The sequence below is a fragment of the Nocardia barduliensis genome (genome assembly GCF_013315795.1).
Classification (GTDB): Bacteria; Actinomycetota; Actinomycetes; order Mycobacteriales; family Mycobacteriaceae; genus Nocardia; species Nocardia barduliensis.
The window spans coordinates 1-25,118 of sequence record NZ_JABLTE010000106.1 but is presented as its reverse complement, the minus strand read 5'-3'; the positions used below and the strand labels follow the sequence as shown (position 1 = coordinate 25,118).

Sequence of the window (25,118 nt, the reverse complement as noted above, 5' to 3'; positions counted from 1 at the left end):
CCAGTCGGTAGGCGATCACTTAGGGTGGGTGGGTCGGAAACTTACTGGAGGGTCAGGTATGGCCGGTCTGTTCACGAAGGTGCTGAAGGCGCATCAGTGGGTGTACGAGAACAGTGGCGGGCTGGTGGGGCATCGGCTGCTGCTGGGTAACCCCACGCTGCTGCTGCGGACGGTGGGGCGCAAGTCCGGCAAGGAGCGGACTTCGGCGCTGACGTACGCGCGCGACGGCGCGGACTATCTGGTGACGGCGTCCAACGGCGGGTCGCCGCGGCCGCCGGGGTGGCTGGCGAATCTGAAGGCACGACCGGAGTGCGAGATCCAGGTCGGGCGGCGGAAACTGACGGTGCGGGCCCGGGCGACGCTGCCGGACGATCCCGATTACGCCCGGCGGTGGGCGCTCGTCGACAAGGTGAATCGGGGTCGCTACAGCGCCTATCAGAAGCTGACCAAGCGGCCCATCGCGGTCGTGGTGCTGACCCCGGCGGGGCCGGGTCAGTCGTCGCGGTAGTCGTCGTCCCAGTCGCCCTCGTAGTCCTCGGCGTCGGCACGGTCGTCCCATGGCTCGGCTTCTTTCGGCGGCCGGCTGGCGAACTGCACGACAGCGACGACGAAGCCGAGGACCACGATGACGATACCGACGACGAGCAGAGTTTCCACCCCGGCACCCTAGCGCCGCCGCCCGGGCAGCGCACTACGTCAATTGTCCAGTTCGCCGCCTTGTTCACACTGTTAACAAAGTGCGCCCGATCGCCGCTCTGGACTCGATGGCGGCATGTGCCCGATCGGCTCCGTCGAGCGGGAAGATCTGGCCGATGACGACCTCCAAGCGCCCCGCGGCGACCTCCTCCTGGGCCCGCCGGGCGAGCGCCTGCCAATCGACATCGCCGCCGGTGACGTCGAACAGCCCGTAGACGGTGATGTCGCGCGCCGCTGCGGCGTCCCGGTCCAGGGCGGCGAATTCTCCTGCGGCAGCGCCGTATCCGAGAAAACGGCCGCCGTCCGCGGTGGCCGTGAGCGCGGCCTCCCCGAGCGCACCGCCCGCCCCGTCGAACACGACGTGCGCGCCCGCTCCGCCGGTCGCTGCGCGCGCCTTCGCCGCCCAGTCGGGTTCGGAGTAGTCGACCACCGCGTCGGCTCCGAGCCGCTGGGCGAGTTCCAGCTTCGCGGCGCCGCGTGCGGCGGCGACGACGTTCGCGCCCGCCGCACGGGCGAGCTGGATCAGCAGGATGCCCAGTCCGCCGGCCGCGGCGGTGATCAGGACCCATTCGCCCGGCTGGACGGCGGCATGGTCGAAGACGGCGAGCGCCGTCCTGCCGTCATGGGCGAGGGCGACAGCTTGCGTCGCGGTCAGCCCGTCGGGCAAAACGACCAACGTGTCGGCCTTGGCCAGCGCTTTCTCGGCGTATCCTCCGATCGGCAAGCCGCCGCCGATGCCGCTGGCCGCGGTCGGCGTCGACACCCGCTTGCCCACCCAGGCCGGATCGACTCCCGGGCCGACCGACGCCACCACACCGGCGACGGCGCCGCCGGGCACATAGGGCAGCTCGATCGCGAAGAAGTCGGTGCCCCAGCCGCCGCGCAGCCGGGTGTCCAGGAACATCACATCCGCGGCGGCCACGTCGACGACCACCTCTCCCGGTCCGGCCACCGGATCCGGCAGCTCGCGCACCACGAGCACTTCCGGTCCACCGAACTCATCGGCTTGTACAGCCCGCATGACGCACCCTTCGTTGTTCTTTGCCGTTTCGGACGAAGATCAGCATGGAACCTGAAGATGGGTTGAGGTCAAGTCGTGGGTCAGGAACCGCCGCCGCAGCTGGAACTACTGCCCCCGCCGCAACTGGAACTACTGCCGCCACTACAGCTGGAGCTGCTTCCCCCGCCGCAACTACGGCCATGGGGGTCGTGGTGGTGGTGGTGATGCCCGCCCCCGCCGTGCGGCTGGTCGAATCCGCCGATCAGACCGGCGCCGCCGGCTGCCCAGAACGGATCTGTGGATCCCCCCTCGTTATGTCCCCCGACCCGGTTCCCGCCGCGCCACCCGCCGTAGGGCGGCGGTGGGAACTGATTGCGGTGCGAACGGAGGACGACGACTACGACGATGATCGGAACCGTCACGAGGAGCAGCACCATCAACAGGATGAATGAAACGATGAGTGCGCTCATGTCAAGACGGTAGCCGCCCGTGGGGCCGCACGTACAGTGAACTGTGGTGAACTTCAGGTTCCGTCGATCTCCGGCGCGCGAGATCGACCTCGCGACCGTGCGCGCCGCTGTCGACGCACTGGAACTGCCGGAGGCCGTCTTCAAGACCTGCCCCTGGCAGCCGCGCGAACTGGTCGCCGAGGGATTGCGGCAGTGGCTGCTGTGCTGCGGCGCCGCCATGCGCGACGACCAGGTGATCGGCATGCCGTCGCACGCGGTGGACGAGGCGTGGCACGGGTTCATCCTGTGCACCAAGCGCTATGCCGAGTTCTGCGCGCGCGCCTACGGCCGCTTCCTGCACCACTTCCCGGAAGGCGCCGGGCCACCGATCGATGCGCACGGAACCATGGCCGAGCAGCTCGGCCGCACCGTGGTGGCGTGGTCGTTGGTGGCGGCTCCTGGCGAGGAATGCGTGCTCTGGGATCTGGATCGGCGGGTGGGTGTCGAGCAGCCGTGGGGCATCGGGCCCGAGCGAGTCGTGGCCATCGAAGCCGAACTCGCCCGCACCCTCGCCTGAGTCAGGTCAGCTTCACCCGCGCCGCCAGGAACCGCACGACAGCGGGCGCGAGCCGCCCGAAGTGATACTGCAGGTGAGCCTCCGGCGTCACCGGAACGATGCTGCGATCTCGCTGGACCGCGCGCACGATCTGCTCGGCCACCTTCTCCGGGCCGTAACGCCGCAGCCGGTAGAGGTTGTCATAACGCTCTTGTTTGCGCTTCTCTTCCTCCGCGCTGACGCCGGAGAACCGGGTGCGCGCGACGATGTTCGTGTGCACGATGCCAGGGCAGATGGTGTGCACCGAGATTCCGCGAGCGGCCAGTTCAGCGCGCACGCAGTCGGAGAACATGAACACCGCCGACTTGCTGGTGGAATACGCGCTGAACCCCTGCTGCGGACTGTAGGCCGCCATGCTGGAGAGGTTCACGATGTGCCCGCCCAGGCCGCGCTCGGCCATGGCGGGCCCGAAGGCGCGGCAGCCGTTCACCACGCCGCCGAGGTTGATCCGCATGACCCGGTCGAAGTCGGCCGACGACGTCTCGAAGAATCCACCGGCCTGACCGATCCCGGCGTTGTTGATCAGGATGTCCGGGACGCCGTGGTGCTCCAGCACCGTCGCGGCGTGTGATCGCATCTCGTCCTCGTCGGCGACGTCGAGTCGATAGGCGTGCGCCACGCCGTGTTCGGCGGCGATCAGCTCGGCGGTTTCCTTCGCCGCCGCGAGGTCGATGTCGGAGAGCACGATCTCGGCGCCGCGGCGGGCAAAGGCGAGGGCGGTGGCACGGCCGATGCCGCTGCCGCCGCCCGTGATGACGACCAGCTGGTCATCGAACGGCCGTGCGGCCCGGCCCGTTTCGGCGCGGCGCAGCGCGCGGGGCGGGTGCGCGCCGCCCAGCGTGTCGATCAGTTCGGCGGTGGCGGTGGCCAGCAGCTCCGGATGTGAGAACGGCATCCAGTGCCCGGCGCGCACATCCCGCCGCCACAGCCGTTCGGTCCACCTGTGTTCGTCGTCGAATCCCGCCGGACGCACGGCGACGTCGCGCCCGGCGACGATCAGCTGCACCGGCACCTCGGTGCGCCGCTCGCGGGGCGCGAGCATGCGCCGCACGATGTTCGCCCGGTAGATCAGCAAGCCGTCGACCAGGTCGGCGCGGAAGGTGGGACCCAGACGCACGTTCGACGGCGCGGTCTCGTTCATGATCGAGACGACCCGCCGCCAGAAGCGTTCGGTGCCGATCAGGCCGAAGGCGGCGCGCGGCAGCACGGGTGTCATGAAGAAGAAGGTGTACGCCGACGACAGCAGCTGGGTGAACGGCTGCCATACGTTGCGCGGTGTCGGGCGCGAGAGCCGGCTGCGGATCCACTTGCCGACGTGATCCAGGTTCGGCCCCGACACCGAGGTGAACGACGCGACCCGTGCGGCGGCACGCGGCTCGCATACCGCTTCCCACACCTGCACCGAACCCCAGTCGTGCGCGAGGACGTGCACGGGCCGGTCGGGGCTCACCGCGTCCGCGACCGCGTAGAAGTCGGCGGCCAGGCGGTCGAGCCGGAAATCCTCCGTGCGCCGGGTGCGGGTGGAGCGCCCGTGCCCACGGGTGTCGTAGGCGACCACATGGAACCGGCGAGCCAAGAGTGGCGCCACCGCGTCCCAGAGGTGGTGGGTATCGGGCCAGCCGTGCACCAGCACGACGGTTTCCGCGGTGCGATCACCGTATTCGTAGACGGCGATGTCGAATTCACCGCTGCGCACGGTGCGTTCGACCGCCGCGAGTGGTTCGGTGGTGGTCATGGGGTTTCTCCTTGACTGCCCGGAGGGCGGGTCACAGATCGAGCACGAGTCGTCCGCCGTCGGCGCGTGAGACGCAGACGAGCATCTCGCCCGCCTCGTGTTCGGCGGCGGTGAGCACGGTGTCGCGGTGGTCGGGTTCGCCGGCCAGCACCCGGACCTTGCACGTGCGGCAGAAGCCCTGCCTGCACGAGTACGGGCGGTCGGGCCGCGCCGCGAGGATCGTGTCGAGCGCGCTGCGGTCCGCACCGACCTCCAGAACCTCTCCCGTGGAGGCGAACTGGATCTCGAACGGTTTCCCGTTCACGATCGGGGGTGGCGAGAACCGCTCGGAATGCAGCTCCACATAGGGTATTTCGCGCACGGCGTCGGCGATGACGGTGATCATCGGCGCCGGGCCGCAGCAGTAGACCGCGGTGTCGGGCCCGACGCGGGGCAGCAGGGCGCTCGCGTCGGGCAGCCCGTGCTCGTCGTCGGTGCGCACGACGACGCGGTCGCCGAATCCCGCGATCTCGTCGAGGAACGGCAAGGTGTCGCGACCGCGCCCGGTGTACACCATCGACCACTCGATCCCCAGCCGGTGCGCCAGCCGCGCCATCGGCAGGATCGGCGTGATCCCGATGCCGCCCGCGACGAAATGCAGACGAGCGGCCGGGGAACCGTGACCGGGCACGGCGAACGGGAACGCGTTACGCGGCCCGCGCACGACGATCGGCGACCCCACCGCGAGGGAATCGTGCACCTCCACGGAACCGCCGCCGCCTTCCGGGATGCGACGCACCGCCACCCGGTAGGCACGAACGTCCGCGGGGTCACCGCACAGCGAGTACTGCCGCAGTCGGCCGGAGGGCAGTTCGAGGTCGAGGTGGGCGCCGGGCCGCCAGGGTGGCAGCACGCGCCCGTCCGGGGCGGCCAGTCGCAGGCTCACCACGTCCTGATCGCGCGCCTCGATCCGCCGCTCGGTGACCACCAGCGCCGAGCGCCGGTCGTCCACCCTCGGCCGTGGATCGCGCCGGTTGACCAGCGTGGTCCAGCGCAGCCGCGCCGAGGCCACCGCGTCGAGCACCCGCACGGCGCGGTCGCGCTCGCACTTGCCGAACAGGTCCGCGGGGATCTGGTCGGGAACGGGCAGCCTCACGAGGCGATCGCCTGCGCCGCCGGGGATTTGGCCAGGTAGGCCACCGCCTGCGCGGTGGAGCCGACCGTCTCCGGGTCGTAGCCGGGTTTGAAGGTGCTCAGCGCGCTCCACAGCAGCGAGGGGACGCCGGGCAACGCGCCGCGCCACATCGCGCCGAAGACCCGCGCCAGCAACCGGGGATAGCCGAGGTCGGGCAGCTCGCGGTCCTGATGGACCATGAACTTGGTGCCGCGCACCACCAAGGTCAGGAAGATCGGGAACACCAACAGCATCAGTGCCGCGCGCCGCACGTATCCGGCGCCGAAATAGACCGCCACGTCGTGTGCGACGTGCCGGTGCTCGACCTCCTCCGCCCCGTGCCAGCGAAACAGGTCCGCCATCCGCGGGTCGGCGCCGAACCGCTCCAGATCCGCGTTGAGCACCCAGTCGCCGAGGTAGGCGAAGAAGTGTTCCAGGCACGCGATGAAGGCCAGCCGCTCGACCATCACCTGCCTTTCGGCGACGCCTTCGACTTCCCTCGGCCCGAGCGTCCTGCGGAACAGGTACTCGGCCTGGCGCAGATAGGGCTCGGGATCGATGCCGTGCACGGCGAGCACTTCGCGCAGCACCTTGTCGTGCGTCTCGGCGTGCATCGATTCCTGACCGATGAAGCCGAGCATCGCCTCGCGCAGCTTCTCGTCCCGCACGTACGGCAGCGCCTCGGCGTATGTGGCGCAGAACATCCGCTCGCCTTCGGGCAGCAGCAGATTCAGCGAATTGATCAGGTGCGAGGCGATGGGCTCGGCGGGCATCCAGTGCAGCGGCGTGCCCGCCCAGTCGAATCGCACGTTGCGGGCGTGCAGCGCCACGGCGCCGGGGTCTGTCCCGGGTTGCCGCCCGGCCCTGCGAAGTAGCTTCATCGGTACTCCTCGATTCTCACTCGCACGCGATTCCTACGTGTCCGTAGCGAGGACTATACACATATATAGAACTTTCAGTAACACACAAAAACGCGACCGTCGCGATACGGTGACGCGACTGCGCGACAGTCGTCACACCGGCGATTTCCGGCACAAAACTAGAACGCGTTCTAGTAGGCTTTCGCTATGGAACGATTGACCGGATTGGATGCCAGCTTTCTCTACTTCGAAACCGGGACCCAGCATCTGCACGTCTGCGCGCTGCTGATCCTCGACCCGTCCTCGGGCGACTACTCGTTCGAGGGATTCAAAGCCGAACTAGCCCGGCGCCTTCCCCTGATTCCGCAGATGCGCCGCCGCTTGTACGAGGTGCCGCTGAACCTCGACCATCCCGTCTGGGTGGAGGACGAGAATTTCGACCTCGACTACCACCTCCGCCGCATCGCGATCGCCGCGCCGGCCGGACGCCGCGAACTCGCCGAACTCGTCGGCGACATCGCCAGCCGTCCCATGGATCGCGATCGTCCGCTCTGGGAGATGTCCGTGGTGGAGGGCCTCGACGCCGGGAAAGTCGCGGTGATCTGCAAGTACCACCACGCCGCTGTGGACGGCATCACCGGCGCCAACCTGATGATGCACCTGTGCGACCTGGAACCGGGCGTCAAGAAGGCGGTGCCCGAGGACGAATGGCGCCCCGAACCCAAACCCAGCGACTGGCAACTGCTGGCCGAAGCGGTGGTGAAATTCCCGACCCGAGCGGGCATCGTCGGAATGCTGCCCAAAACGGTCGGCGTGGTCGCCGGATTCGCGCAGCGCCGCCGGGAGAACAAGGCGGGCATGGCGGTCCCCTTCTCCGCTCCCCGCACACCGTTCAATCTGGCTATCACGCCACACCGCGCGATCGCGTTCACCGAGGCCGAACTCGACGCCGTCAAGGAGATCCGCTCCGCGTTCGGCGTCAAGGTGAACGACGTCGTACTCACCGTGGTCGCCGGTGCGCTGCGCGCCTATCTGACCGAGCGCGACGAGTTGCCGGACCGCTCGCTCATCGCGTCGGTTCCGGTGTCGGTGCACGAGTCGACCCGGCACACGGCGGGGACCAACAAGGTGTCCGCGCTGTTCGCGCGGCTCGGCACCGACCTCGCCGACCCGGTGGAACGCCTGCGCGAGGTGGCCGAGAACAATCGCGGGGCCAAGGAAGAGCACGACGTGATGGGTGCCGACTTCCTGCAGGACTGGTCGAAGTACGCCCCGCCGAACACCTTCCGGCTCGCGGCCCGGATGTATTCCTCGCTCAAGCTGGCCGAGATGCACCCCGTGGTGCACAACCTGGTGGTGTCGAATGTGCCCGGCCCGCCGATGCCGCTGTACTTCCTCGGTATCCGCGTGGACGGGATGTACCCGTTCGGGCCGGTGTTCCACGGCGCGGGCCTGACGGTGACCGTGCTGTCCAACAACGACAAACTGAATTTCGGCTTCATCGCCTGCAAGGAGCTGGTGCCCGACATCGCGGCGCTCGCCGACGCCGTGCCCGGTGTGGTCACCGAGTTAATCACCGCAGCACGCAAATCGGGCTGAACCCGCGCCCTGTCCGCCACCGCCGTCGGACAGGCTGATCAAATCTTCGCGGCGACGGTCTCGCAGGCTTCGAGCAACACGGGAACGAAACGGTCGGTTTCCAGCACGCAGGATGCGTGCCCGGCCGCGACCAGGTGCGTGCTCGCCCCCGGAATCATGGTCGCCATCTCCACCTGCCGATAGACCGGAATCGCCCGGTCCCGGGTCGTGATCACCACAGCCGTCGGCATCGTCAGATCCGGCAGCCACGCCGTCGCGTCGAAGCGCCCGATCACGGCGAGCACCTGGGTGAGCGCCCACCCGCTGGTGCTGCGGAACTCATCGAGCGCCCAGCGATTCAATCGCCCCGGCGTCCAGGTGACCTCCGGCAGCTCGGGCAGGCGGCCCGCGAGCCTCTCGGCACGACGGTAGGAATACGGCTCGACCGCGGCGGCCACGACGCCGAACGTCCGGTGAAAAGCGTGCTCCCGCCACTTCTCCCGGAACCTGTACGGCGTCGCGCAGAGCACCAGACCGCTCACCCGGTCCGGATGCCGACGCCCGGCCAGCAGGCTGACGATCCCGCCGAGCGAGAACCCCGCGCACATGGCCCGCTCGACGTGCAGCGCGTCGAGAACCGCCGCGACGTCGTCGGCGCAGTCCTCCAGGGTGAACCGCTCGGAGCGGATGCCGCGCCCGTGCCACCGCTGGTCGAAGAGGATCACGCGGTACCGCCGGGCCAGCGCCGCCAGCGAGGGGAACCAGGTGAGGTAGGCGGTACAGGCGGTGGCGTGCAGGAGCACCAGCGCGGGCGCGTGCTCCGGGCCGGGAATGTCGACCACGTAGGTCCGGCCCCGCCCCGGCAGATCGACCAGGCGGCCACCGGGCACCTCGGCGATGTCCGGCACCCGGAAGCGGAACCGCGTCGGACTTCGGCCGGAGTTCGTCATGGTGCACCTCCAGGGCGGTCACACCGGACTAATTAGAACAAGTTCTATACGATCATGGCACAGTCGGGCGCGCAAGCGCCCAACCCCGGGCGGCATGCGGTCAGCGGGCATTCGGGGCGGTCCACCACCTTGGCGCGCACAATCACCCCTATCACGCCTCGACATCTGCGCCACCCGACCGCTCGGGGATACGCGATTCGGACAACACCGGGCAGTGGCGGCGCGGCACCGGCATCGTCGCCGCCGCGCGACCGCCTGGGCTACTGTCGCGAGACGAGCACGCACAGGACGCTTTTCTGTAACGTGTTACAGGAGAAGTTCGAGAGACGGAGGTACCCCGGATGGGGCGGTTGACCGGCAAGGTGGCGTTGATCAGCGGCGGAGCGCGCGGCATGGGCGCGGCGCACGCCAGGGCGCTGGTCGCCGAGGACGCGCGCGTGGTGCTGGGCGACGTGCTCGACGACGAGGGCGCCGCGGTCGCCGCGGAGCTCGGCGACAACGCGGTCTACGCGCACCTCGACGTCCGCGAGCCGGACGACTGGCGCAAAGCCGTCGGCGCGGCGGTGGAGCGGTTCGGTTCGCTGAGTGTGCTGGTGAACAACGCGGGCATCGTGAACGGCAACCTGCTCGTCGCGTTCGAGCTGGCCGAATGGCAGCGGATCATCGACATCAACCTCACCGGCACGTTCCTCGGCATGCAGGCCGCGACGCCCGCGATGATCGAGGCGGGCGGCGGCTCGATCATCAACATCTCCTCCGTCGAGGGCATGCGCGGCAGCCCCGGTCTGCACGGCTACACGGCCACCAAGTTCGCCGTGCGCGGGCTCACCAAGTCCACCGCGCTCGAACTGGCGCAGTACAAGATCCGGGTGAATTCGATACACCCCGGCCTGATCCGGACCCCGATGACGGAGAACATCCCCGAGGACTTCCTGCAGATCCCGCTCGGTCGCGCCGCCGACCCGGCCGAGGTCTCCGCCCTGGTGACGTTCCTGGCCAGCGACGAATCGTCCTACTCGACGGGGGCCGAGTTCGTCATCGACGGCGGCCTCACCGTGGGCGTTCCGCACAAGAGCTTCGGCTGAGTCACCCGCGGGTGGCGAGCAAGGCGAGCGGCGGCAGCGACACCAGCGCGGCGCACGCGATCACGGTGCTCCATTTGTAGGCCACCAGCAGCGCGGCGAATTCGCGCAGGAACGCGCTCGGCAGGTAGTAGAAGGCGGTTCTGGCACCGGTCACCTCGGCGTCGAGGTCGAGGCGGCGGGCCAGGATCGCCGTGCGCAGAATATGGAAATTGCTGGTCACCAGCACCATTCGGGTAGTGGGACCGCGCTCGCCGAGCAGCCGCTTGGTGAACAGCAGATTCTCCTCCGTGGTGCCCGACCGGTCCTCCAGGATCACGCGCTCGCCGGGCACACCGTGGTCGACCAGGTAGTTCGCCATCGCCGCCGCTTCGGAAACCTCCTCGTCGGATCCTTTACCGCCACTGGCGATCAGCAGCGGTTCGCGGCCCTGCTCGGCTTCACCGCGGTATACCTCGATCGCCCGATCCAGGCGCGCCGCCAACAGGGGCGGCACGTCGCCGTCGACCAACCCCGCGCCGTGCACCACGATCGCGTCCATTCCGGGACGGTAGGGCAACAGGCCGTAGCACAGCGAATACACCAGGAAGGCCGCGAACAGGAACCCGATGTAGCTGATCGACATCGTCAGCGATGCCAGAAGGACAACGAGCCATCGGCTTTCGGTGAGCAGAGCGAGGACGAGCACGACGTACGGCACCAGCAGCGCGATACCGAGTCCGAGCGGCAGCAGATGCGGAAGACGCCAGCCCTCGCGGCGTACCAGCTGCGCGCCGTTGGCTATCGACAATCCCGCCAGCACCAGCACCAGCAGCGGCGACAAAAGCACGAACAGTGGGGCGAGCACCACGGGCAGATCACCGTCGGCGACCAGTCCGACCACCCACGCGCCGAGGAACGCCGTCCCGAGCAGGAGATACACCCCGTGCCCCAGCCGCCTGCGGTCCCTGTGGAATCGCACTCCGAACACACCGAGCAGGACCACCCCGACGACCAGCAGAAGCACCGGGTCACGGTAGCCGACGGGTGAGCGGAGCGCCCGGCGGCGCGGCTTCCTCGGCCTCTTCCGATCGTCCCCTAAAGTGTGCAGGTCCGGGCATCGGCCGCAGGCAACCGGTATCCGGAGCATTCGACTTCAGCACACCAGTGTTTCGCCAGCAGCACATCGTGACGAATGGGAGTCGCCGAAAGCCATGCTTCGATTGGTCATCGCCGCCGCCGCGGCCGCGCTCTGTCTGATCACACCGCAGGTTCTGATCACACCGCAGGCCGCGGCGCAGCCGATCTATCCCGAACCCGATCCCGACCCGTTCTACGCCACTCCGGCCGGCTTGGACCGCGTCGCGCCGGGCGACGTCCTCGCGGTACGGCCGATGCCGGGACTGATCGCGTTCCCCGGCGCGACGGTCACGATGATCAAATTCCGCTCGACGAATTCCGCGGGCGAGCCGATCGCGGCCACCACCACCGTGCTGACACCGCCGAATCCGATGCCGGGTGGACCGCTGCTGTCCTATCAGCACATCATCAACGCCCTCGGCACCCAGTGCGCGGTCTCTCGTGTGCTCTACACCAGCGACCCCAATCTGGCGGTGCGCGAAGCACCCGCGCTCAACGCCCTGCTGCTGCGCGGCTGGTCGGTCGCTCTCCCTGACCATCTCGGGCCTACCAGCGCCTACGGCGCCGCGAAGCTCGGCGGCATGATCACCCTGGACGGCCTCCGCGCCGCGCGGCGGGTCACGGAGCTGGGCCTGGCCGACAGCCGCGTCGCCATGCTCGGGTACTCCGGCGGCGGCATGGCGACCACGTGGGCGGCCGCGCTCGCGCCGACCTACGCGCCGGAACTGCCGATCATCGGCGCCGCCGCGGGCGGGGTGCCGATGAACCTGGTCAAGATGATCGAGGGCCTCGGCTACGCGCCGCATGCGGCATTCGGCCTCGCCTTCGCCGCGGCCATCGGGCTGGAGCGGGAATACCCCGCGCGGCTGCCGGTGAGCGATTACCTCAACTCGGTCGGATTGTCGTTCCGCGACCGGATCGCCGACAGTTGTACCAACGAGATCCTGCTGGCCGGTGCCGGCCGCGGCATCGTTGACGTCGCGGCCTCGAATTCGCTGGCCGAGGACGAGCGCGCTCGCGGCGTGCTCGAGGAGAACAGCCTGGAACTCTACGAGGGCATCCCGGCCGCACCGATCTACCAGTGGCGCGCGGAGCACGACGCCCTGATCCCGGTGGATTCGATCGACGCGACGGTGCGGCGATACTGCCGGGCGGGCGTGCCGGTCCAGTACGAGAAGTTCCTCAGCCCCGACCATTTGTCCACCGCTGTGCTCGGCGTGCCGTCGGCACTCGCGTGGTTGGAGGCACGGTTCAACGGTGTGCCCGCGCCGAGTAATTGCTGAGTTTGCGATTCGGGTTCGCAGCAGTCGTGATCGGCCGTGCGACCACCGCACGAGGCCTACGCTGGACTGCATGGTCACCATCGTCGGTGGAGGAATCGCCGGAACCGTTCTCGCCGGAGCCCTTGCGGCCGAGGGCATTCCGGTGCGGGTCTATGAAAGCCAGCAGTACGTCGGCGCAGGGGCCTTCCTCGTGCTGGACGACCGTGCGCACGCCGCGCTCATCGCCCTCGGCGTGTCCGCCGACCGGCTGGACGAAGTCGCGCATCCGGTCGACGCCTTGCGGGTCGAATACCAACCGGCCGAGGAACGTTTCGGGCCGAGCCGCGGTCATCGGCTGTATCTGCGTGGCGAGCTCATGGCGGTGCTGACCGAATTCGCCACTGCCACAGCGGCGGAGTTCCATTACGACACCGCGGTGACCGACATCGACGAAGGCGTGCTGTTGAGCGGCGCTACCCGGTTACCCACCGACGATATCGTCATCGCGGCCGACGGCATCGACTCCCTCGCGCGTCAGCGCATCGAACCGGAGCGTGTCCCCCGAGTATGCGGGTCAGGTCGTCTTCTACGGCCGCACCGAGCGGCCACAAGCATTGCGCACCAAGAGCACGGTGCTGCACTTCGACGGCCGGATCGGCGAAGACGGTCGGCCGACCGGCGCGTTCGGCCACTACTGGGACGAAACGATTTCCGTCTGGTTCGCCAGGGTCACTCGCCCGGCCCTTCCCCCGGAAGACCTCGGATTCCATCCGGTGGCGCAGTGGGCCGAACTCATTCGCACCCCTGCCCCGGGAATCTCCGACGTCGTAGATCTCTTGCTCGCGCAGACGCAGACGTGCACGTCTCGAACGCGCGCCACGTACCTTTCACCGCCGCTGCTCCCCCACGGCTTCCGCTGATCCTGTGCGGCGACGCCGATCACGCCATCACGCCTGCCGAAGGAGTCGGCGCGCGCGACGCGATCGAGGACGCGGCAGCCATCTTCCGAGCCTTGACCGCGGGTTCCTCACCCGCGGAGGCGATGGCGGCCCGGCGGCGGCAGATCGCCGCCGACCGGGAACGGGTTGTGCCACCCTACCGCCGCGCCGGGAACTAGGCGTCCTTGCTGCTCTCGTACGCGCTCTGCCGAGCCTCATCGAGGTCGGCTTCCGAACGCGCCTTGGCGGCCTCGGCTTCCTTCTGCGCCGCCTCCCGCTGGGATTCGGCCTTGTCCTGCTGCGCGCGACCCTCTTTCTTCAGGTCTTCGTCACCGGTGATGACGCCCGCAGTCTCCTTCGCCTTGCCCTTGATGTCCTCGACGACACCTTCGACAGCTTCCCGGGGTCCGCTCTGATGCTCCGGCATCGCATACCTCCCAATCACTAGTCGGCTGACATCCGCCGCATACCCGGGTCCGCGCGGATCAATCACCCTGTGACCCCCGCCACCAGCCGCGGCATTACCTCTGTAGATGGCGCGGCCGGTCCACATACGCACCCTTACCGGAGAATTGGCGAGTTTCCGTTGGCACCTGTCGTAAATGCCTCTGGGAGACGGGCGGTCGGCTGGATAGTTTCGGGTTCGACAGCCGCCCTACCGCATCAGGAGTAACCGATGACGACCTATATCGCCCCAGTGCTGATCGGCATCCTGTACGCACTGGCGATGTCCCTGATCCCCGAACCGCACCGCCGCCGATTCAACGCCATCATGGTCGCCGGCGCGGGCGCCGCCTACCTCAGCGGCGGCGGCTTCGGCGGCTGGGAATTCGCCTTCACCGCCGTCACCACCTACTGCGCCTACCGCGGCCTCGAATCCTGGACCTTCATCGGCATAGCCTGGCTCCTGCACACCGCCTGGGACCTACTCCACCACCTGAAGGGCAACCCCATCATCCCGTTCGCCCACGACTCATCCCTCGGCTGCGCCATCTGCGATCCGGTGATCGCGGTGTGGTGCTTGTGTGGCGGGCCGTCGCTGTTCCGCCTTCGGCACAAAGCCGTTGTTCCCTGAATATCGAGTTCCCGACGCCGCCGGACCCGCGCCTTCCACCACACCGCCGCAGCGACGACCGCCGCGACGAGACCCGCGACCGCTGCCATCACCACGACGAGGTTGTCTTTGGCGAATCGCACCACCGGGGCCAGAACCACCACCCCGGCGACCCCGAACATCAGCAGCAAAGCCAGATTGTCGGCGTGGCGCCGCCGTCTTGCCATGTCTCCCCCTGCTCGACAGTGCCGTCTATGTCAGCGAACAGCACCGTAGCGCGAACCACCGACAACTTCGCTCAACGCTGCTGCGACACCGGATCTCCGGAAGCCGGCACGGGTAGCGGGATCTGCGGCCGAGCCTCCCCTCTCGTACGGCAAGTGCTGAACGCACTGGCGTAGATCCACTGGGCCCATTCGGGCTACCGTGGCATGCAGACGCGTTGCAGAACTGTCTACGGTTCAAAACATGGTCCGAACCCGATGCCTATGATCCATGAGAGAAGGCGCGGGCGATCTGTGCGACCAGCACTATCTGGGCATACTGAGGCCATTTGCCCAGGAGATAAAAGCGCTTTCTTCATCGGACCTAGGGGTCAGTGGACGCCGGCAGTAGTTGAGGATATTAACCGCTGGGCCCAGCGTTGCGGCCAGCATTGCCTTGAAAGTGGCATTCTGGGACGAGGAGTACTCATTGAAGACGGTCAACGTCGCGTGTTCGAATACTTCGATATCTATCTCGTACATATCGCTGGCGATCGCCGTCAAGCCGGTTGCAGTACCCAACACTGAGCAAGTGTCGGTATGCATGCGTACAAACAGGTCACCTACCCGCAACGACGGACTCCATACCGTCTGGTCACCAACCTCGAATGCGTAGCTCATCATGCCCACTCTACTAGAATCTGGACGCCGGGATTTTCGGCACGCATGTTCTCAACTGCAGCCTCTATTTGCGCCCGGAAGTTGGGATCGGCGCCAGGGGTCGTGAACCGGAGTCCGATGGGAGCCTGCTCATAGCCATCGATATACTGTCGAGCCTCGATGTAGGACCCCAACTTCTTTTCCACCTGTTTCGCAATCCATTTGTCGACATCGGCGGCATTCGTGGCCGACTTCTCCTCCCATAGGACCCCATTCTTGACCTCATCAATATCGGTGATTGTCTTGGACGTATCCTTAGGATTGTCGATCTGTACTTCTCGATCCCCATCCTTCACATGATATTTTCCGTCGCTACCCAGGTGTGGTCGGCGTGGATCAGTGAACGTGACATCCGCTTTCGGGTCCGATGTAGTGAGGAGTATCGGTAGCTCGACAATGGTGGGCAGCCCGCCCGTCGTCAGAACAGCCACGGAGAAGGTGAGGCCGCCGAGCGCGGTGAGGAATGTGTTGGCAGGACCAGCCAAAGCTCCGGCAGCCTGATTCAGGAAGTCGATCTCTTCTTGGCGATCGCTGGGTGTTTTTTGCCCATTCGGTGTCTTTTGCTTCGTCGGCGGCTCTTTGACCTGCACCATCGAACGCCCGATCTGAATGGCGGTGACGACCACCACCATGGCGAACTGAGTGTTCATGTCCGAGCGCATCGTGGTCAAAGCAACCTTGTGGGCGTCGACTGCGGCCGCGATGTCGCGGGCAGCGGCTTCGATGTCGCCGACGCTGGTAGCGAGCGTACGAAGGTGGCCTACGAGGTTCGGAATATCTTTCGGGGCGTTTGATCCGTAGCCACGCTCGAGCCCGGAGGCGACCACTAACAGTCGCCCCTTGCCGCCGTATACAGGGTCTGACTGAGCGAAGGTCTTCCATGCGGTCGCGGCGCGCGCCAGCTTGTCGGTGTCCCCGTCAGGGACTTCGCCGCCAGAGACAAGCGCAGTGACCTTGTCCTGCAGTTCGGTCCAGTCCGTCTCGAGTCCGCGGCTGTAGGTCCCCGATGACGCGACACCGTTAACTATGCCGGGGCCGTACGGTAGTTCCGAGGGGAAACCGCTGGGCAACGATGGTGGGGCCCCCTTGTTGGGGTCGCGGTTGGCTTTGTACTCCGCGCACTTCCAGTTGTAGCCAGCCGCAGTCAAAACGTCCCCGAAGTGCTGCAATGCCCGCGCGAAGCTGGTCGCCACCAGCGTCACTGCGCCGGCGCGGTCATCGTAGGCTTTCGACCACGTCTTGACCGCCTGGTAGCCACCGGCCATCGCGCTGGTTTCCAAAAGGACGCGCTGCATCGCGTTGTAGACGGTTTGGAATTTCTCCGACAGGTCGTAGCATTCCTTGGCCGCGCTCTCATAGGACTGTGGGGAGATCGAGCCCACTGAGTTCAGCCGCCGCTCATTCTCAGATTGATTTCCGCTGCCGCGCTGTAGGCGTCGCGGGCGGTGACGGCGGCGATGTACATCTCAGTGATTCCTTCAACCACTGCGGCAGCCCCGGTAGCCCATTCTCGGTAGGCTTCCTCCTGGGCGGTGGCAGCGGCTCCCTGCCAGTTTTGTTGGATGGTGGCGATTCGGCGGTCGAGTCCGTCGAGACTTTCGGTGAGGAACCCAATGAATCCATTGGCGCGGCTTACGAGCTGGTCCAACTCATCGATATCGAACGTGAAGTCCCGGAAATGGTCGGCCATCACATATTCAGTTCCGGTAGGTCCAGCGAATTAAAACTCGTTGCATTGGAAATATCGCGGCCAGCAATGGTCTTGCTTGCTACGCCGAGAAGTCCGCCCATGGCCGCGAGCGCATCCAGTACGGTGGCAGCGCCCTCCTTGGCTACCGTCCAGCCTTCACCGAATGCGTCTGCCGCCGACCCCTTCCAATTGTCGAGGACGCTCGAAACCTCACGGTCGAGCGAATTCAACCCGTTGATCAGAGAACTAGCGACTTGCTCCACGTAGTCGCCCGCATCGGTCACCTCGTCCGGAACAATCGCGAAATCTGTTCCGGGCGACCCCTGCTCGGTTGACACACGACCCCCCTCCTCCAGACATCAGGAAAACCTTAGCCACGACCGATCCCGAACGCAATAGCATCAACTCTACCGGCAGTCAGCCCGTACTGAAACGCTCGTCCGATGGCTTGCGCAGCGTCACGTTGCCATCGACCAGGTAGGTGTAAATGTCCAGGGTGATTGTGTTGTTCTTGTGTCGCATGCGCCGTGTCGCGTCCGCCAAGCTGTAGGCCCCGTCGACCAACAGCAATCCGTACAGGTGGCGGAGCGAGCGAAAGCCCATCTGCTGGCGGATCTTCCCGTCGGACCCAACGGCACCAACTTCGCTGGCTCCCGCCGAGCTCCAAAACCGCAGCGTAGACTACGCATCCTGTAAGCGTCCGCGCCGTCCGCCCACCACCACCAGACTCAGTCGGCGCCTACTTGAAATAGGTGATCCTGCATCCACCAGTCGGGATGGCACACCGCCCGGGTTGACTGCCGCGCCGTCCCCACGACGTTCAACCGTCGATCCGGAGGCGACGAGTCGATAAGCCAGACCCAAGAGCGAAACGGTTGTGCAGCGCCCAGGAAGTTAGGACCGGAATTCTTGGCGTACTCTTGGTCGCGGCCCGCACCCTAAAACAGGTCAGGCACGATGACCGTGCCTGACCTGCTGTTACTGCTCCCCCATCTGGACTCGAACCAGAAACCTGCCGATTAACAGTCGGCTGCTCTGCCAATTGAGCTATAGGGGATTGTCCTCAGCTCGTCCGGTTGGTATCGGGCGGGCCGAGGTGAAACTCTAGCGTATCGCTGGGCGGGAGCCCAAATCGCGCCGCTACCTGCTGACTTGTCCGTGGAGGCGAAGGCGCGCTACCGGGGATCCGGATCGACAGGCGTGTGGGGCTTCGGGCAGGATGGGGGCGGCGAACTGGCAACTGGGAGGAGCACATCGAGATGCTGCGGTTGATCATCGGCGTGGCGGCCGGGTATGTACTCGGCAGCAAGGCCGGGCGGGCTCGCTACGAACAGATCAGCGCCGCCACCCGCGCGCTGACCGAGAGCCCGGTGACCCGCAAGCTCGTGCTCGTCGGCAGGCAGAAACTAGCGGACAAGCTCAGTACCCGCCCCCGCCTCGAGCCCATGGAGCCGCTGGACGAACGGACCACCGTCCTGGTCCCGCACGATCAGCTCCGCCGCTGACCTGAACCGTTCCGCACGACGAGCTGGTTCCTCGCACACGTAGAGCAATGTGCGAGGAATCACGCATTCGCGCGAAGGAGGGGCCTAGGCCCCGGTGGCGAAGTCCCCGTGGTTGCCCATCGCCTGGGTGAGCAGGCTCTTGCGATACTGCTCCAGGGCGACGAGGTCGCCGAAGAGGGCGAAGTAGGCGTCCGGCTGTTCGGTCGAGGAGACCCGCTGGAGCTTGGACTTGAGTTCGGCGATCTGCCTGCCGACCCAGGCCTCCTGGGTGCGGGCCAGCACGCCGGCGACGAAGCGCGGGATGTCGGCCTCGGTTTTCACCGGCAGCGGCTCGTTGGCCAGTTCCGACAGCATGGCGCGCACGGTCAGGTCGTCGGTGCGGTCCGCGACGGCGTTGACCCATTCGGCGCCGCCCAGCCCGGCCGCCGTGCCGCCCGCCTCGGCGATCAGCGTGCGCACGACCGCGTAGGCGGGGTGGGTGAAGGCTTCGGCCTCCAGCGCGTCGAAACCCGCGCCCGCCATCGCCGGGTACTGGAGTGCGGCGGCCAGCACCTGGCGTTGCGGCAGGAGGGTGGGATCGTTCGGATTCGGCCGGGCGGCTGGATGTTCGGCGACCACGTCGCGCTGCGCGGCCGGACGCGGGACGCCAGGGCGTCCGCCGCCGTTGCGATGCCGCTTGGCTTCCTCGCCGACCCGGCGCACCACGGTCTGGATGTCGTCCCAGCCGACCCAGCCGGCCAGTTTGGTGGCGTAAGCCTTACGCAGGGCGTTGTCCTTGATCTGGGCGACCACCGGCACCGCGCGGCGCAACGCCTCCACCTGCCCCTCCGCGGTGTCCAAGTTGTGATCGGCCAGCAGGCCGCGAATCACGAACTCGTACAAGGGCGTTCGGCGGGCGACCAGATCGCGCACGGCCGCGTCACCGGAGTGCTGCCGCAGCTCGCAGGGGTCCTGCCCGTCCGGGGCGATCGCGATGTAGGTCTGGCCGGCCAGCTTCTGATCGCCGGAGAAGGCTTTCAGAGCCGCTGCCTGGCCCGCCGCGTCGCCGTCGAAGGTGTAGATGATCTCGCCGCGCCAGAAGTTGTCGTCCATCATCAGGCGGCGCAGCAGGGCGAGATGCTCGTCACCGAAGGCGGTGCCGCACGAGGCGACGGCGGTCTTCACCCCGGCCAGGTGCATCGCCATGACGTCGGTGTAGCCCTCGACCACGACCGCCTGGTGGCCCTTGGCGATCTCGCGCTTGGCGTGGTCGAGGCCGAACAACACCTGGGATTTCTTGTACAGCAAGGTTTCCGGGGTGTTGATGTACTTGCCCGGCATGGTGTCGTCGTCGAAGAGTTTGCGGGCGCCGAAGCCGATGACGTCACCGGACAGGTTGCGGATCGGCCACAGCAGCCGCCGGTGGAAGCGGTCGATCGGGCCGCGCTGACCCTGCCGGGACAACCCGGCCGCCTCCAGCTCCTTGAAGTCGAACCCCTTGCGCAGCAGGTGCTTGGTGAGCTTGTCCCACCCCGCGGGGGCGTAGCCGCAGCCGAAATGGTGCGCGGCCGCCGCGTCGAAGTTGCGCTCGGTGAGATATTTGCGCGCGGCTTCGGCTTCCGGCTCGCGCAGCTGGGCGATGTAGAACTCGTGCGCGGCCGCGTTCGCCGCGACCAGCCGGGACCGGGTGCCGCGGTCGCGCTGCACCGAGGTGCCGCCGCCTTCGTAGTTGATCTGGTACCCGATCCGGTCGGCGAGCTGCTCGACCGACTCGACGAACCCGACGTGCTCGATCTTCTGCATGAAGGCGAACACATCGCCGCCCTCGCCGCAGCCGAAGCAGTGGAACAGGCCGTGGTTGGGCCGCACGTGGAACGACGGCGACTTCTCGTCGTGGAACGGGCACAGGCCCTTCATGGAGTCGGCTCCGGCGCGCTTGAGCGCGACGTACTCGCCCACCACGTCTTCGATCCGGACGCGTTCGCGTATCGCCGCGATATCGCGATCTGGAAGTCGTCCGGCCACGGCAGTGAGTCTAGGCGAACGCGGGGCCGACGCGCCCGGGCGGCTCCGCACAGCGCGTTCCTGCCGCACCCGGTCCCCGACCGGCGTGGCGGGCTGCCCCCGGCTGGGAATCCGGTCGATCAGGCTCGGTCCAGCTTCGCGCGGATCGCCGCGACTGTCTCGGCCAGCCGAGCCTGGTGCGAGCCCTGCCAGTAGACGCGGCCGCACTCGCGGCACTGCCGGAACGCGTCGTAGTAACGCCGGGTGAGCGGTTCCAGCCGGTCCTCGACCTCCGCTTTGGTGACTTCGGCGACGGAGCCGCCGCAGCGCAGGCAGCGGGTGAACGGCGCAAGGCGCGCAACCAGGTCGAGTCGCCGGATCACCTCCACGACCTGCTCCACCGGCTGGTCAGACCGGATGTAGACGCCGTGCGTGACGTTCCGGCGCTTGAGCAGACCGCGATCCCGGGTGAGCAGGATGCGGCGCTCGGCCGCCGACACCTCGGCCAGTTCGGCGTCCTCGGCGTCCCACCGGCAATGCACGTCGAGGCCCATCAGCCGCATCAGCTTGGCGAGACCGCCGAGATTGACGTCCGCGAGGAACCGGGGCGTGCGCAACGGGTGCGGGCGAACCCTGGTCACCCCGCCGATGTCGAGCGTCTCGAAGACGGGGTACGCGGTGATCCGCCCGCCGGTGCGCGGCTGATGGTCGAAGTCCACCGGTTGCCCGTCGACCAAAATCAGGTCGACCTCGGTGTGCGGGATGCCGACGGCCTCGATGACGTCCTTGACGGTCTGGTGCGGGCGGAACGGCCGGCGCAGCGCGGTGTACCGCTGGTCGGGCCGCAGGAAGTCGTTCAGCTCGGCGTAGACCCTGAGCTCGACGCTCATTCGACGAACAGCGCCATCGACGCCGTGAATCCGTGCAGCGCGTTGCGGCCGGCGATGGGCCCGATCTCGCCCGCGGCGAAGAAACCCGCGAGTGGGATGCCGTCGAGCACGTCCTCGATCGTCGTGGCGTCGTGATCGGCCACGCCGAACATCCGGCGGCCGCGTCCGTTGCAGGTGAACAGCAGCGCACCGGCCGGACGGCCGGAAAGTCCGGTCCGGGCCCGCGCCAGGGCGGCTCGCAGGTCCTGGTCCGCTCCCACCGCGTCACGGACCTGGAATTGCACGGTGGTGCCGACCTCGACCACCTCGCCCACCTCGATCGCGCCACTGTTCGGATCGGCGCCGATCAGGCCGCGGATCAGGAAATCACCTCGGCCGGGCTCGGCCAGGTGCTCGTCGACCACGAAGCCGATCTGCAGACCGCGGGCGAGCTGTTCCTGCTGATCGGGCGGCAGGACGGCGACGATCTCGCGCAACCGCTCGATCGGCGGCTCCCCACCGAGCTCGGTGATGACGGTGCCGTCCGCGCCGGTGATGGTGTAGGGATAGCCGATCGGGCGGCAGCCCTGCGAGACGATCGGCACGTTGTGCAGGCCGGGAAGACGCACGCCGACCGCGCCGGAGGTCACCACGGCGTGGTCGCGGAACAGTCGGCTGCCTTCCGGACCTCGGCCGCCGCTGACCAACCCGCCCATCACGACGGTGCCGGGCAGATCCGTGTTGACGTACTCGAGCAGCAGGTCGGCCGGGAACGAATACGGGTCGGGCAGCAGCAGGTGGAAGTCGCGTGCGGCCTTGTCGAAGCGGTAACCGGCGAGCAGCCCGCCGCTGGCCGTCCGGAGGAAGTCCAACTGGAAGGTCTCGGCAGCGGGCAGTCCGGAGGCCAACCATACGGTCACCGCGGGCTCGTCCTCGATCTCGCGGCGACCCGCGACGATCGCCTGCGCGACGCACCCGACCAGCGCGGGCACCCGGACCGTCCGGTGGACGCCGGACAGCACCTCCACGGCCTCGTCGGTGTGCGCGCGGGAGGCCAGCAGCACGGCGAGCGACGGCGCCTCGCCCGCGAGTTGCTCACGGGCGAGCGTTGCGGCCTCCATGCCCGCCTGCCGCGCGCCGAGGGCGGTGGAGAGCCCTACTCCGATCCGCACCCTTCCATGGTAGCCAACCTGGGAAGATGGGGATGCCGTTGTCTCGCAACGCTTTTCGTTATCGATGACGGTAAGCGTCCGCGAGAGGGCGTGATAACGCAGCGTCGGAACCATCCGTGTCCACTTCGTGATCGCGGGGACTCCCCACCGTTTCCACCGAGCGGTCAGGCTCGGCGCATGTTGCGATCTGATTGCTGCCCGGCGGTCGCGACCCGTCATCCGTCTTCCCAACCCCGAGAGGTCGCGCGAATCTGAGCGACAATAGCCGACACCACAGTCTGCTTTCGGCGATGCGAGATCAGAATGTCGGCGCAGGCCAGCGCACCGCGGCACGACCTGATGAGGACAAGCGGGAGACATCGTGAGTCAGCCGTCGCGGATCGACACGGCCGAACTGCACGCGATGGTGTCGACGTTGGAGCGGCTCATCGCGGAGGCCGCGCGCACGGTCGGCGAGTTGAAGGCAACCATCGCCTCCGCCGAGGCGCACCTCACCGGCGATCGTCGCGAGCAGCACGAGGAACCGGTTGTTCCGGTGCGAACCGACGTGGCAGTCGCCCAGGAGCGCGCGGCCGAACCGACGGCCGAAGCCGAGCGCACGGCGATGCCCACCCCGTGGTCGCGAAGGGCCCCGGCGACGCCATGGTCGAGGCGCGTCGTCCGGCCGTGCCCGACTGTGCCCAGTGCGCCGGTTCGAGTGTCCGCGCCGCGTGTGACAGGCGTCCCGATCGCGGAACTGTCCCCGCCCGCATGGCAACCGGCCGTGCCTCGTCACTCGGATTTCGAGTTCATCCCCAGGCGGACCGGCGACGACTCCGGCTCCGTCCGGCGAACCGACGGCGCCGACGACTCCCGGTCCATTCCACAGGTCGCCGTCACAGCCGACCCGCCACCGATGCGGAGGACCGAGCGCGCCTCCGACCCAGCACCCGTCCACCGGGCCGACCCAGCGGCCGTCCAGCGGGCCGACCCAGCGCCCCTCCAGCAGGCCGACCCAGCGCCCCTCCAGCAGGCCGACCCAGCACCCGTCCACCGGGCCGACCCAGCACCCGTCCGCCGGGCCGACCCAGCACCCCTCCAGCGGGCCGACCCAGCACCCGTCCACCGGGCCGACCCAGCACCCGTCCACCGGGCCGACGCCGCGGCCATCCGCCCGACCGATGTCATCGACGACTCTGCACCGAGCCCGGCCAGGGGAACACCACAGAGCGACGATGTTCATGAGATCAGCTCGGCCGGAAAAACCTTCATCAGCACTGGCCCCGCGTCCGTACGACAGACCGGCACCGCGCACGATGTCGAATTCGCGGCGCGGACCGCGCAGGCCGACGATCGTGTAGCCCACCGGAAGACCGATCCTGCTGACGACCCGAGGCCGATTTATCGGACCAGTTCTCCGGCGTCCACCGCGTCCGTCCCGCCGAACGGCTCCGCGCCGATCCGCCAGGCCGATTCGGGAGAATCCACGCCGACTCGGACCGACCCCTTGGTCGGTTCCCACTTCGATGACGCACACCAGCCCGGGTCGGAACGGCAGGACGATGCCGTCGACCACACCGGATACGTCTCGCGGCCCGTTACCGCACACGGACGGGAGCAGCCGGGTTCAGCCGGCTCGACACCGCATGAGCCCGGACGCCGTACCGACGGCCCGGCAGAAACCGACATCGCGCCACGCTCCGAGCCCGTCCGGCAGACGACCCACGGCTTTCATCCCGTTCAGAAAACCACCGCCGCGCCCGTCGAAGACGGCGATATCCCGCCGCTCCCCCAGCAGACCGAACACGTCTATGGCACATCCGCACCACGAGCCGATAGCGCACAGCACCCCGTGCGAGAAGACTCCGGCGCTCATGTCCCCCAGGCCGATGCGGGGCAGTTCGGTACCGCATCCGACTCCCCATCCGTCCCGGAAGTCGAGCTCGCGCAGGATGCCGAGCCCGTCCCCTCGACCGACACCGTCGCCGAACCGGTCGCTATCGAGCGAACCGACACCGCGAGCCGCCCCGCAGGCACCCCACCGGTTGACATCGCAGCCGACTCCCCGCCACGAGTCGGCAACAAGCACCGCCCCGAGCTCATCTCACCGATGGACCTCGCGAACTTCCTCGCATCGGTGCAGCGAACCGTTCCCCGATCCACCGAGTCCGCCGCCTCCTGGCGCTCGGCATCCACCCAGCGGCCCGGCACCGGCGATTCGGCGCTCACCCAGCAGTTCGAGGCCGCGGACGCCAGGGCAGCCGACAGGAGGACCGCCCACCCGACCGCCACCCAGCGAACCGATCCTCGATCTACCGAGACCGCCGCCACCCCGTGGGGCACCGCACCCGTCCGCGAGCCTGAAACCCTCCACGACTCCGCGTCCGCCCGGCACTCCGTAAGCACCGCCGACAGGAGGGCCGAAGACCAGGCCGCCCGGATACCGGATCGGCAGGCCACCGCCGCACCCGTGCAGCGCGACCCCGCACCCGTGCAGCGCAACCC

26 protein-coding genes and 1 tRNA gene are annotated in these 25,118 nt (G+C 67.8%); 10 read left to right on the top strand and 17 right to left on the bottom strand.

The window, feature by feature from the left end; genetic code table 11:
* The first annotated feature begins 58 nt into the window (after positions 1–58).
* On the top strand, positions 59–508 hold the full coding sequence (locus tag HOV91_RS31655) for a nitroreductase/quinone reductase family protein (protein ID WP_174188980.1): 450 nt from the start codon (positions 59–61) through the stop codon (positions 506–508).
* On the opposite strand, the gene HOV91_RS31650 is transcribed toward HOV91_RS31655, so the two are convergent.
* Positions 493–657, bottom strand: coding sequence for a hypothetical protein (locus HOV91_RS31650; RefSeq protein WP_174188979.1), 165 nt, complete (start codon positions 655–657; stop codon positions 493–495). The two genes, HOV91_RS31655 and HOV91_RS31650, sit on opposite strands and share 16 nt — an antisense overlap.
* A 64-nt stretch (positions 658–721) precedes the next feature.
* Positions 722–1,717: a zinc-binding dehydrogenase gene (locus HOV91_RS31645; RefSeq protein WP_174188978.1), complete on the bottom strand. Its 996-nt coding sequence runs from the start codon at positions 1,715–1,717 to the stop codon at positions 722–724.
* Positions 1,718–1,896: 179 nt separating this feature from the next.
* On the opposite strand from HOV91_RS31645, the gene HOV91_RS31640 reads away from it, so the two are divergent.
* Both HOV91_RS31640 and HOV91_RS31635 read left to right on the top strand, forming a co-directional pair.
* A complete protein-coding gene (locus HOV91_RS31640) occupies positions 1,897–2,148 on the top strand; it encodes a hypothetical protein (protein WP_174188977.1) in 252 nt (83 codons plus the stop codon).
* 64 nt (positions 2,149–2,212) lie between these two features.
* Entirely contained in the window at positions 2,213–2,722 is a 510-nt protein-coding gene (locus HOV91_RS31635) for a glycine-rich domain-containing protein (RefSeq protein ID WP_438822709.1), read from the top strand.
* Between the two features lies 1 nt (position 2,723).
* On the opposite strand, the gene HOV91_RS31630 is transcribed toward HOV91_RS31635, so the two are convergent.
* Genes HOV91_RS31630 through HOV91_RS31620 form a run of 3 tightly spaced genes read right to left on the bottom strand, consistent with a single transcriptional unit; the run spans position 2,724 to position 6,530 of the window.
* Entirely contained in the window at positions 2,724–4,496 is a 1,773-nt protein-coding gene (locus HOV91_RS31630; RefSeq protein ID WP_174188976.1) for an SDR family oxidoreductase, read from the bottom strand.
* Positions 4,497–4,527: 31 nt separating this feature from the next.
* Positions 4,528–5,625, bottom strand: a complete 1,098-nt coding sequence (locus tag HOV91_RS31625; protein WP_217441365.1) for a PDR/VanB family oxidoreductase — start codon at positions 5,623–5,625, stop codon at positions 4,528–4,530.
* Between the two features lie 2 nt (positions 5,626–5,627).
* The gene (locus tag HOV91_RS31620) at positions 5,628–6,530 is read right to left on the bottom strand and encodes a metal-dependent hydrolase (protein WP_174188974.1); all 903 of its coding nucleotides are present in this window, start codon (positions 6,528–6,530) and stop codon (positions 5,628–5,630) included.
* Between the two features lie 186 nt (positions 6,531–6,716).
* Between HOV91_RS31620 and HOV91_RS31615 the strand changes: the two genes are divergently transcribed.
* A complete protein-coding gene (locus tag HOV91_RS31615) occupies positions 6,717–8,108 on the top strand; it encodes a WS/DGAT/MGAT family O-acyltransferase (protein WP_174188973.1) in 1,392 nt (463 codons plus the stop codon).
* Positions 8,109–8,146: 38 nt separating this feature from the next.
* Here HOV91_RS31615 and HOV91_RS31610 read toward each other — a convergent pair whose 3' ends face one another.
* On the bottom strand, positions 8,147–9,037 hold the full coding sequence (locus tag HOV91_RS31610) for an alpha/beta fold hydrolase (protein ID WP_174188972.1): 891 nt from the start codon (positions 9,035–9,037) through the stop codon (positions 8,147–8,149).
* A gap of 341 nt (positions 9,038–9,378) precedes the next feature.
* Here HOV91_RS31610 and HOV91_RS31605 point away from each other — a divergent pair, with 341 nt between their 5' ends.
* Positions 9,379–10,122, top strand: a complete 744-nt coding sequence (locus HOV91_RS31605) for a glucose 1-dehydrogenase (RefSeq protein ID WP_174188971.1) — start codon at positions 9,379–9,381, stop codon at positions 10,120–10,122.
* A gap of 1 nt (position 10,123) precedes the next feature.
* Here HOV91_RS31605 and HOV91_RS31600 read toward each other — a convergent pair whose 3' ends face one another.
* The gene (locus HOV91_RS31600; protein WP_174188970.1) at positions 10,124–11,125 is read right to left on the bottom strand and encodes a YdcF family protein; all 1,002 of its coding nucleotides are present in this window, start codon (positions 11,123–11,125) and stop codon (positions 10,124–10,126) included.
* Positions 11,126–11,312: 187 nt separating this feature from the next.
* Between HOV91_RS31600 and HOV91_RS31595 the strand changes: the two genes are divergently transcribed.
* Positions 11,313–12,521, top strand: coding sequence for a lipase family protein (locus tag HOV91_RS31595; RefSeq protein ID WP_174188969.1), 1,209 nt, complete (start codon positions 11,313–11,315; stop codon positions 12,519–12,521).
* A gap of 70 nt (positions 12,522–12,591) precedes the next feature.
* A complete protein-coding gene (locus HOV91_RS31590) occupies positions 12,592–13,617 on the top strand; it encodes an FAD-dependent oxidoreductase (protein ID WP_174188968.1) in 1,026 nt (341 codons plus the stop codon).
* Here the strand turns inward: HOV91_RS31590 and mbp1 are convergent.
* Complete coding sequence (gene mbp1 / locus HOV91_RS31585) at positions 13,614–13,865, bottom strand: microaggregate-binding protein 1 (RefSeq protein ID WP_043722032.1); 252 nt, start codon at positions 13,863–13,865, stop codon at positions 13,614–13,616. The genes HOV91_RS31590 and mbp1 overlap by 4 nt on opposite strands.
* Positions 13,866–14,114: 249 nt before the next feature.
* On the opposite strand from mbp1, the gene HOV91_RS31580 reads away from it, so the two are divergent.
* Entirely contained in the window at positions 14,115–14,513 is a 399-nt protein-coding gene (locus tag HOV91_RS31580) for a DUF6010 family protein (RefSeq protein ID WP_174188967.1), read from the top strand.
* A 509-nt stretch (positions 14,514–15,022) separates the two neighbouring features.
* Here the strand turns inward: HOV91_RS31580 and HOV91_RS31575 are convergent.
* The 6 genes from HOV91_RS31575 to HOV91_RS31550 form a co-directional block, all read right to left on the bottom strand.
* Positions 15,023–15,376 (bottom strand): DUF6086 family protein, encoded by a 354-nt coding sequence (locus HOV91_RS31575; RefSeq protein ID WP_174188966.1) that lies wholly within the window; start codon positions 15,374–15,376, stop codon positions 15,023–15,025.
* Positions 15,376–16,797, bottom strand: coding sequence for a hypothetical protein (locus HOV91_RS31570; RefSeq protein WP_174188965.1), 1,422 nt, complete (start codon positions 16,795–16,797; stop codon positions 15,376–15,378). The genes HOV91_RS31575 and HOV91_RS31570 overlap by 1 nt, the downstream gene beginning before the upstream one ends.
* Before the next feature lie 5 nt (positions 16,798–16,802).
* The gene (locus tag HOV91_RS31565; protein ID WP_174188964.1) at positions 16,803–17,105 is read right to left on the bottom strand and encodes a WXG100 family type VII secretion target; all 303 of its coding nucleotides are present in this window, start codon (positions 17,103–17,105) and stop codon (positions 16,803–16,805) included.
* The gene (locus HOV91_RS31560) at positions 17,105–17,443 is read right to left on the bottom strand and encodes a WXG100 family type VII secretion target (protein ID WP_174188963.1); all 339 of its coding nucleotides are present in this window, start codon (positions 17,441–17,443) and stop codon (positions 17,105–17,107) included. The genes HOV91_RS31565 and HOV91_RS31560 overlap by 1 nt, the downstream gene beginning before the upstream one ends.
* A gap of 79 nt (positions 17,444–17,522) precedes the next feature.
* A complete protein-coding gene (locus HOV91_RS31555; protein ID WP_174188962.1) occupies positions 17,523–17,708 on the bottom strand; it encodes a site-specific integrase in 186 nt (61 codons plus the stop codon).
* A gap of 381 nt (positions 17,709–18,089) precedes the next feature.
* Positions 18,090–18,162 (bottom strand) — tRNA-Asn (locus tag HOV91_RS31550).
* A gap of 202 nt (positions 18,163–18,364) precedes the next feature.
* Between HOV91_RS31550 and HOV91_RS31545 the strand changes: the two genes are divergently transcribed.
* Positions 18,365–18,610 (top strand): hypothetical protein, encoded by a 246-nt coding sequence (locus HOV91_RS31545; RefSeq protein WP_043688781.1) that lies wholly within the window; start codon positions 18,365–18,367, stop codon positions 18,608–18,610.
* A gap of 84 nt (positions 18,611–18,694) precedes the next feature.
* Here HOV91_RS31545 and dnaG read toward each other — a convergent pair whose 3' ends face one another.
* The 3 genes from dnaG to HOV91_RS31530 form a co-directional block, all read right to left on the bottom strand.
* Positions 18,695–20,614, bottom strand: a complete 1,920-nt coding sequence (gene dnaG, locus HOV91_RS31540) for a DNA primase (RefSeq protein ID WP_174188961.1) — start codon at positions 20,612–20,614, stop codon at positions 18,695–18,697.
* 119 nt (positions 20,615–20,733) lie between these two features.
* Positions 20,734–21,483 (bottom strand): Mut7-C RNAse domain-containing protein, encoded by a 750-nt coding sequence (locus tag HOV91_RS31535; RefSeq protein WP_174188960.1) that lies wholly within the window; start codon positions 21,481–21,483, stop codon positions 20,734–20,736.
* The gene (locus HOV91_RS31530; protein ID WP_174188959.1) at positions 21,480–22,634 is read right to left on the bottom strand and encodes an FIST signal transduction protein; all 1,155 of its coding nucleotides are present in this window, start codon (positions 22,632–22,634) and stop codon (positions 21,480–21,482) included. The genes HOV91_RS31535 and HOV91_RS31530 overlap by 4 nt, the downstream gene beginning before the upstream one ends.
* 2,089 nt (positions 22,635–24,723) lie before the next feature.
* Here HOV91_RS31530 and HOV91_RS31520 point away from each other — a divergent pair.
* Positions 24,724–25,118: hypothetical protein (locus HOV91_RS31520; protein WP_174188958.1), on the top strand; the 395-nt coding region annotated here is incomplete at its 3' end.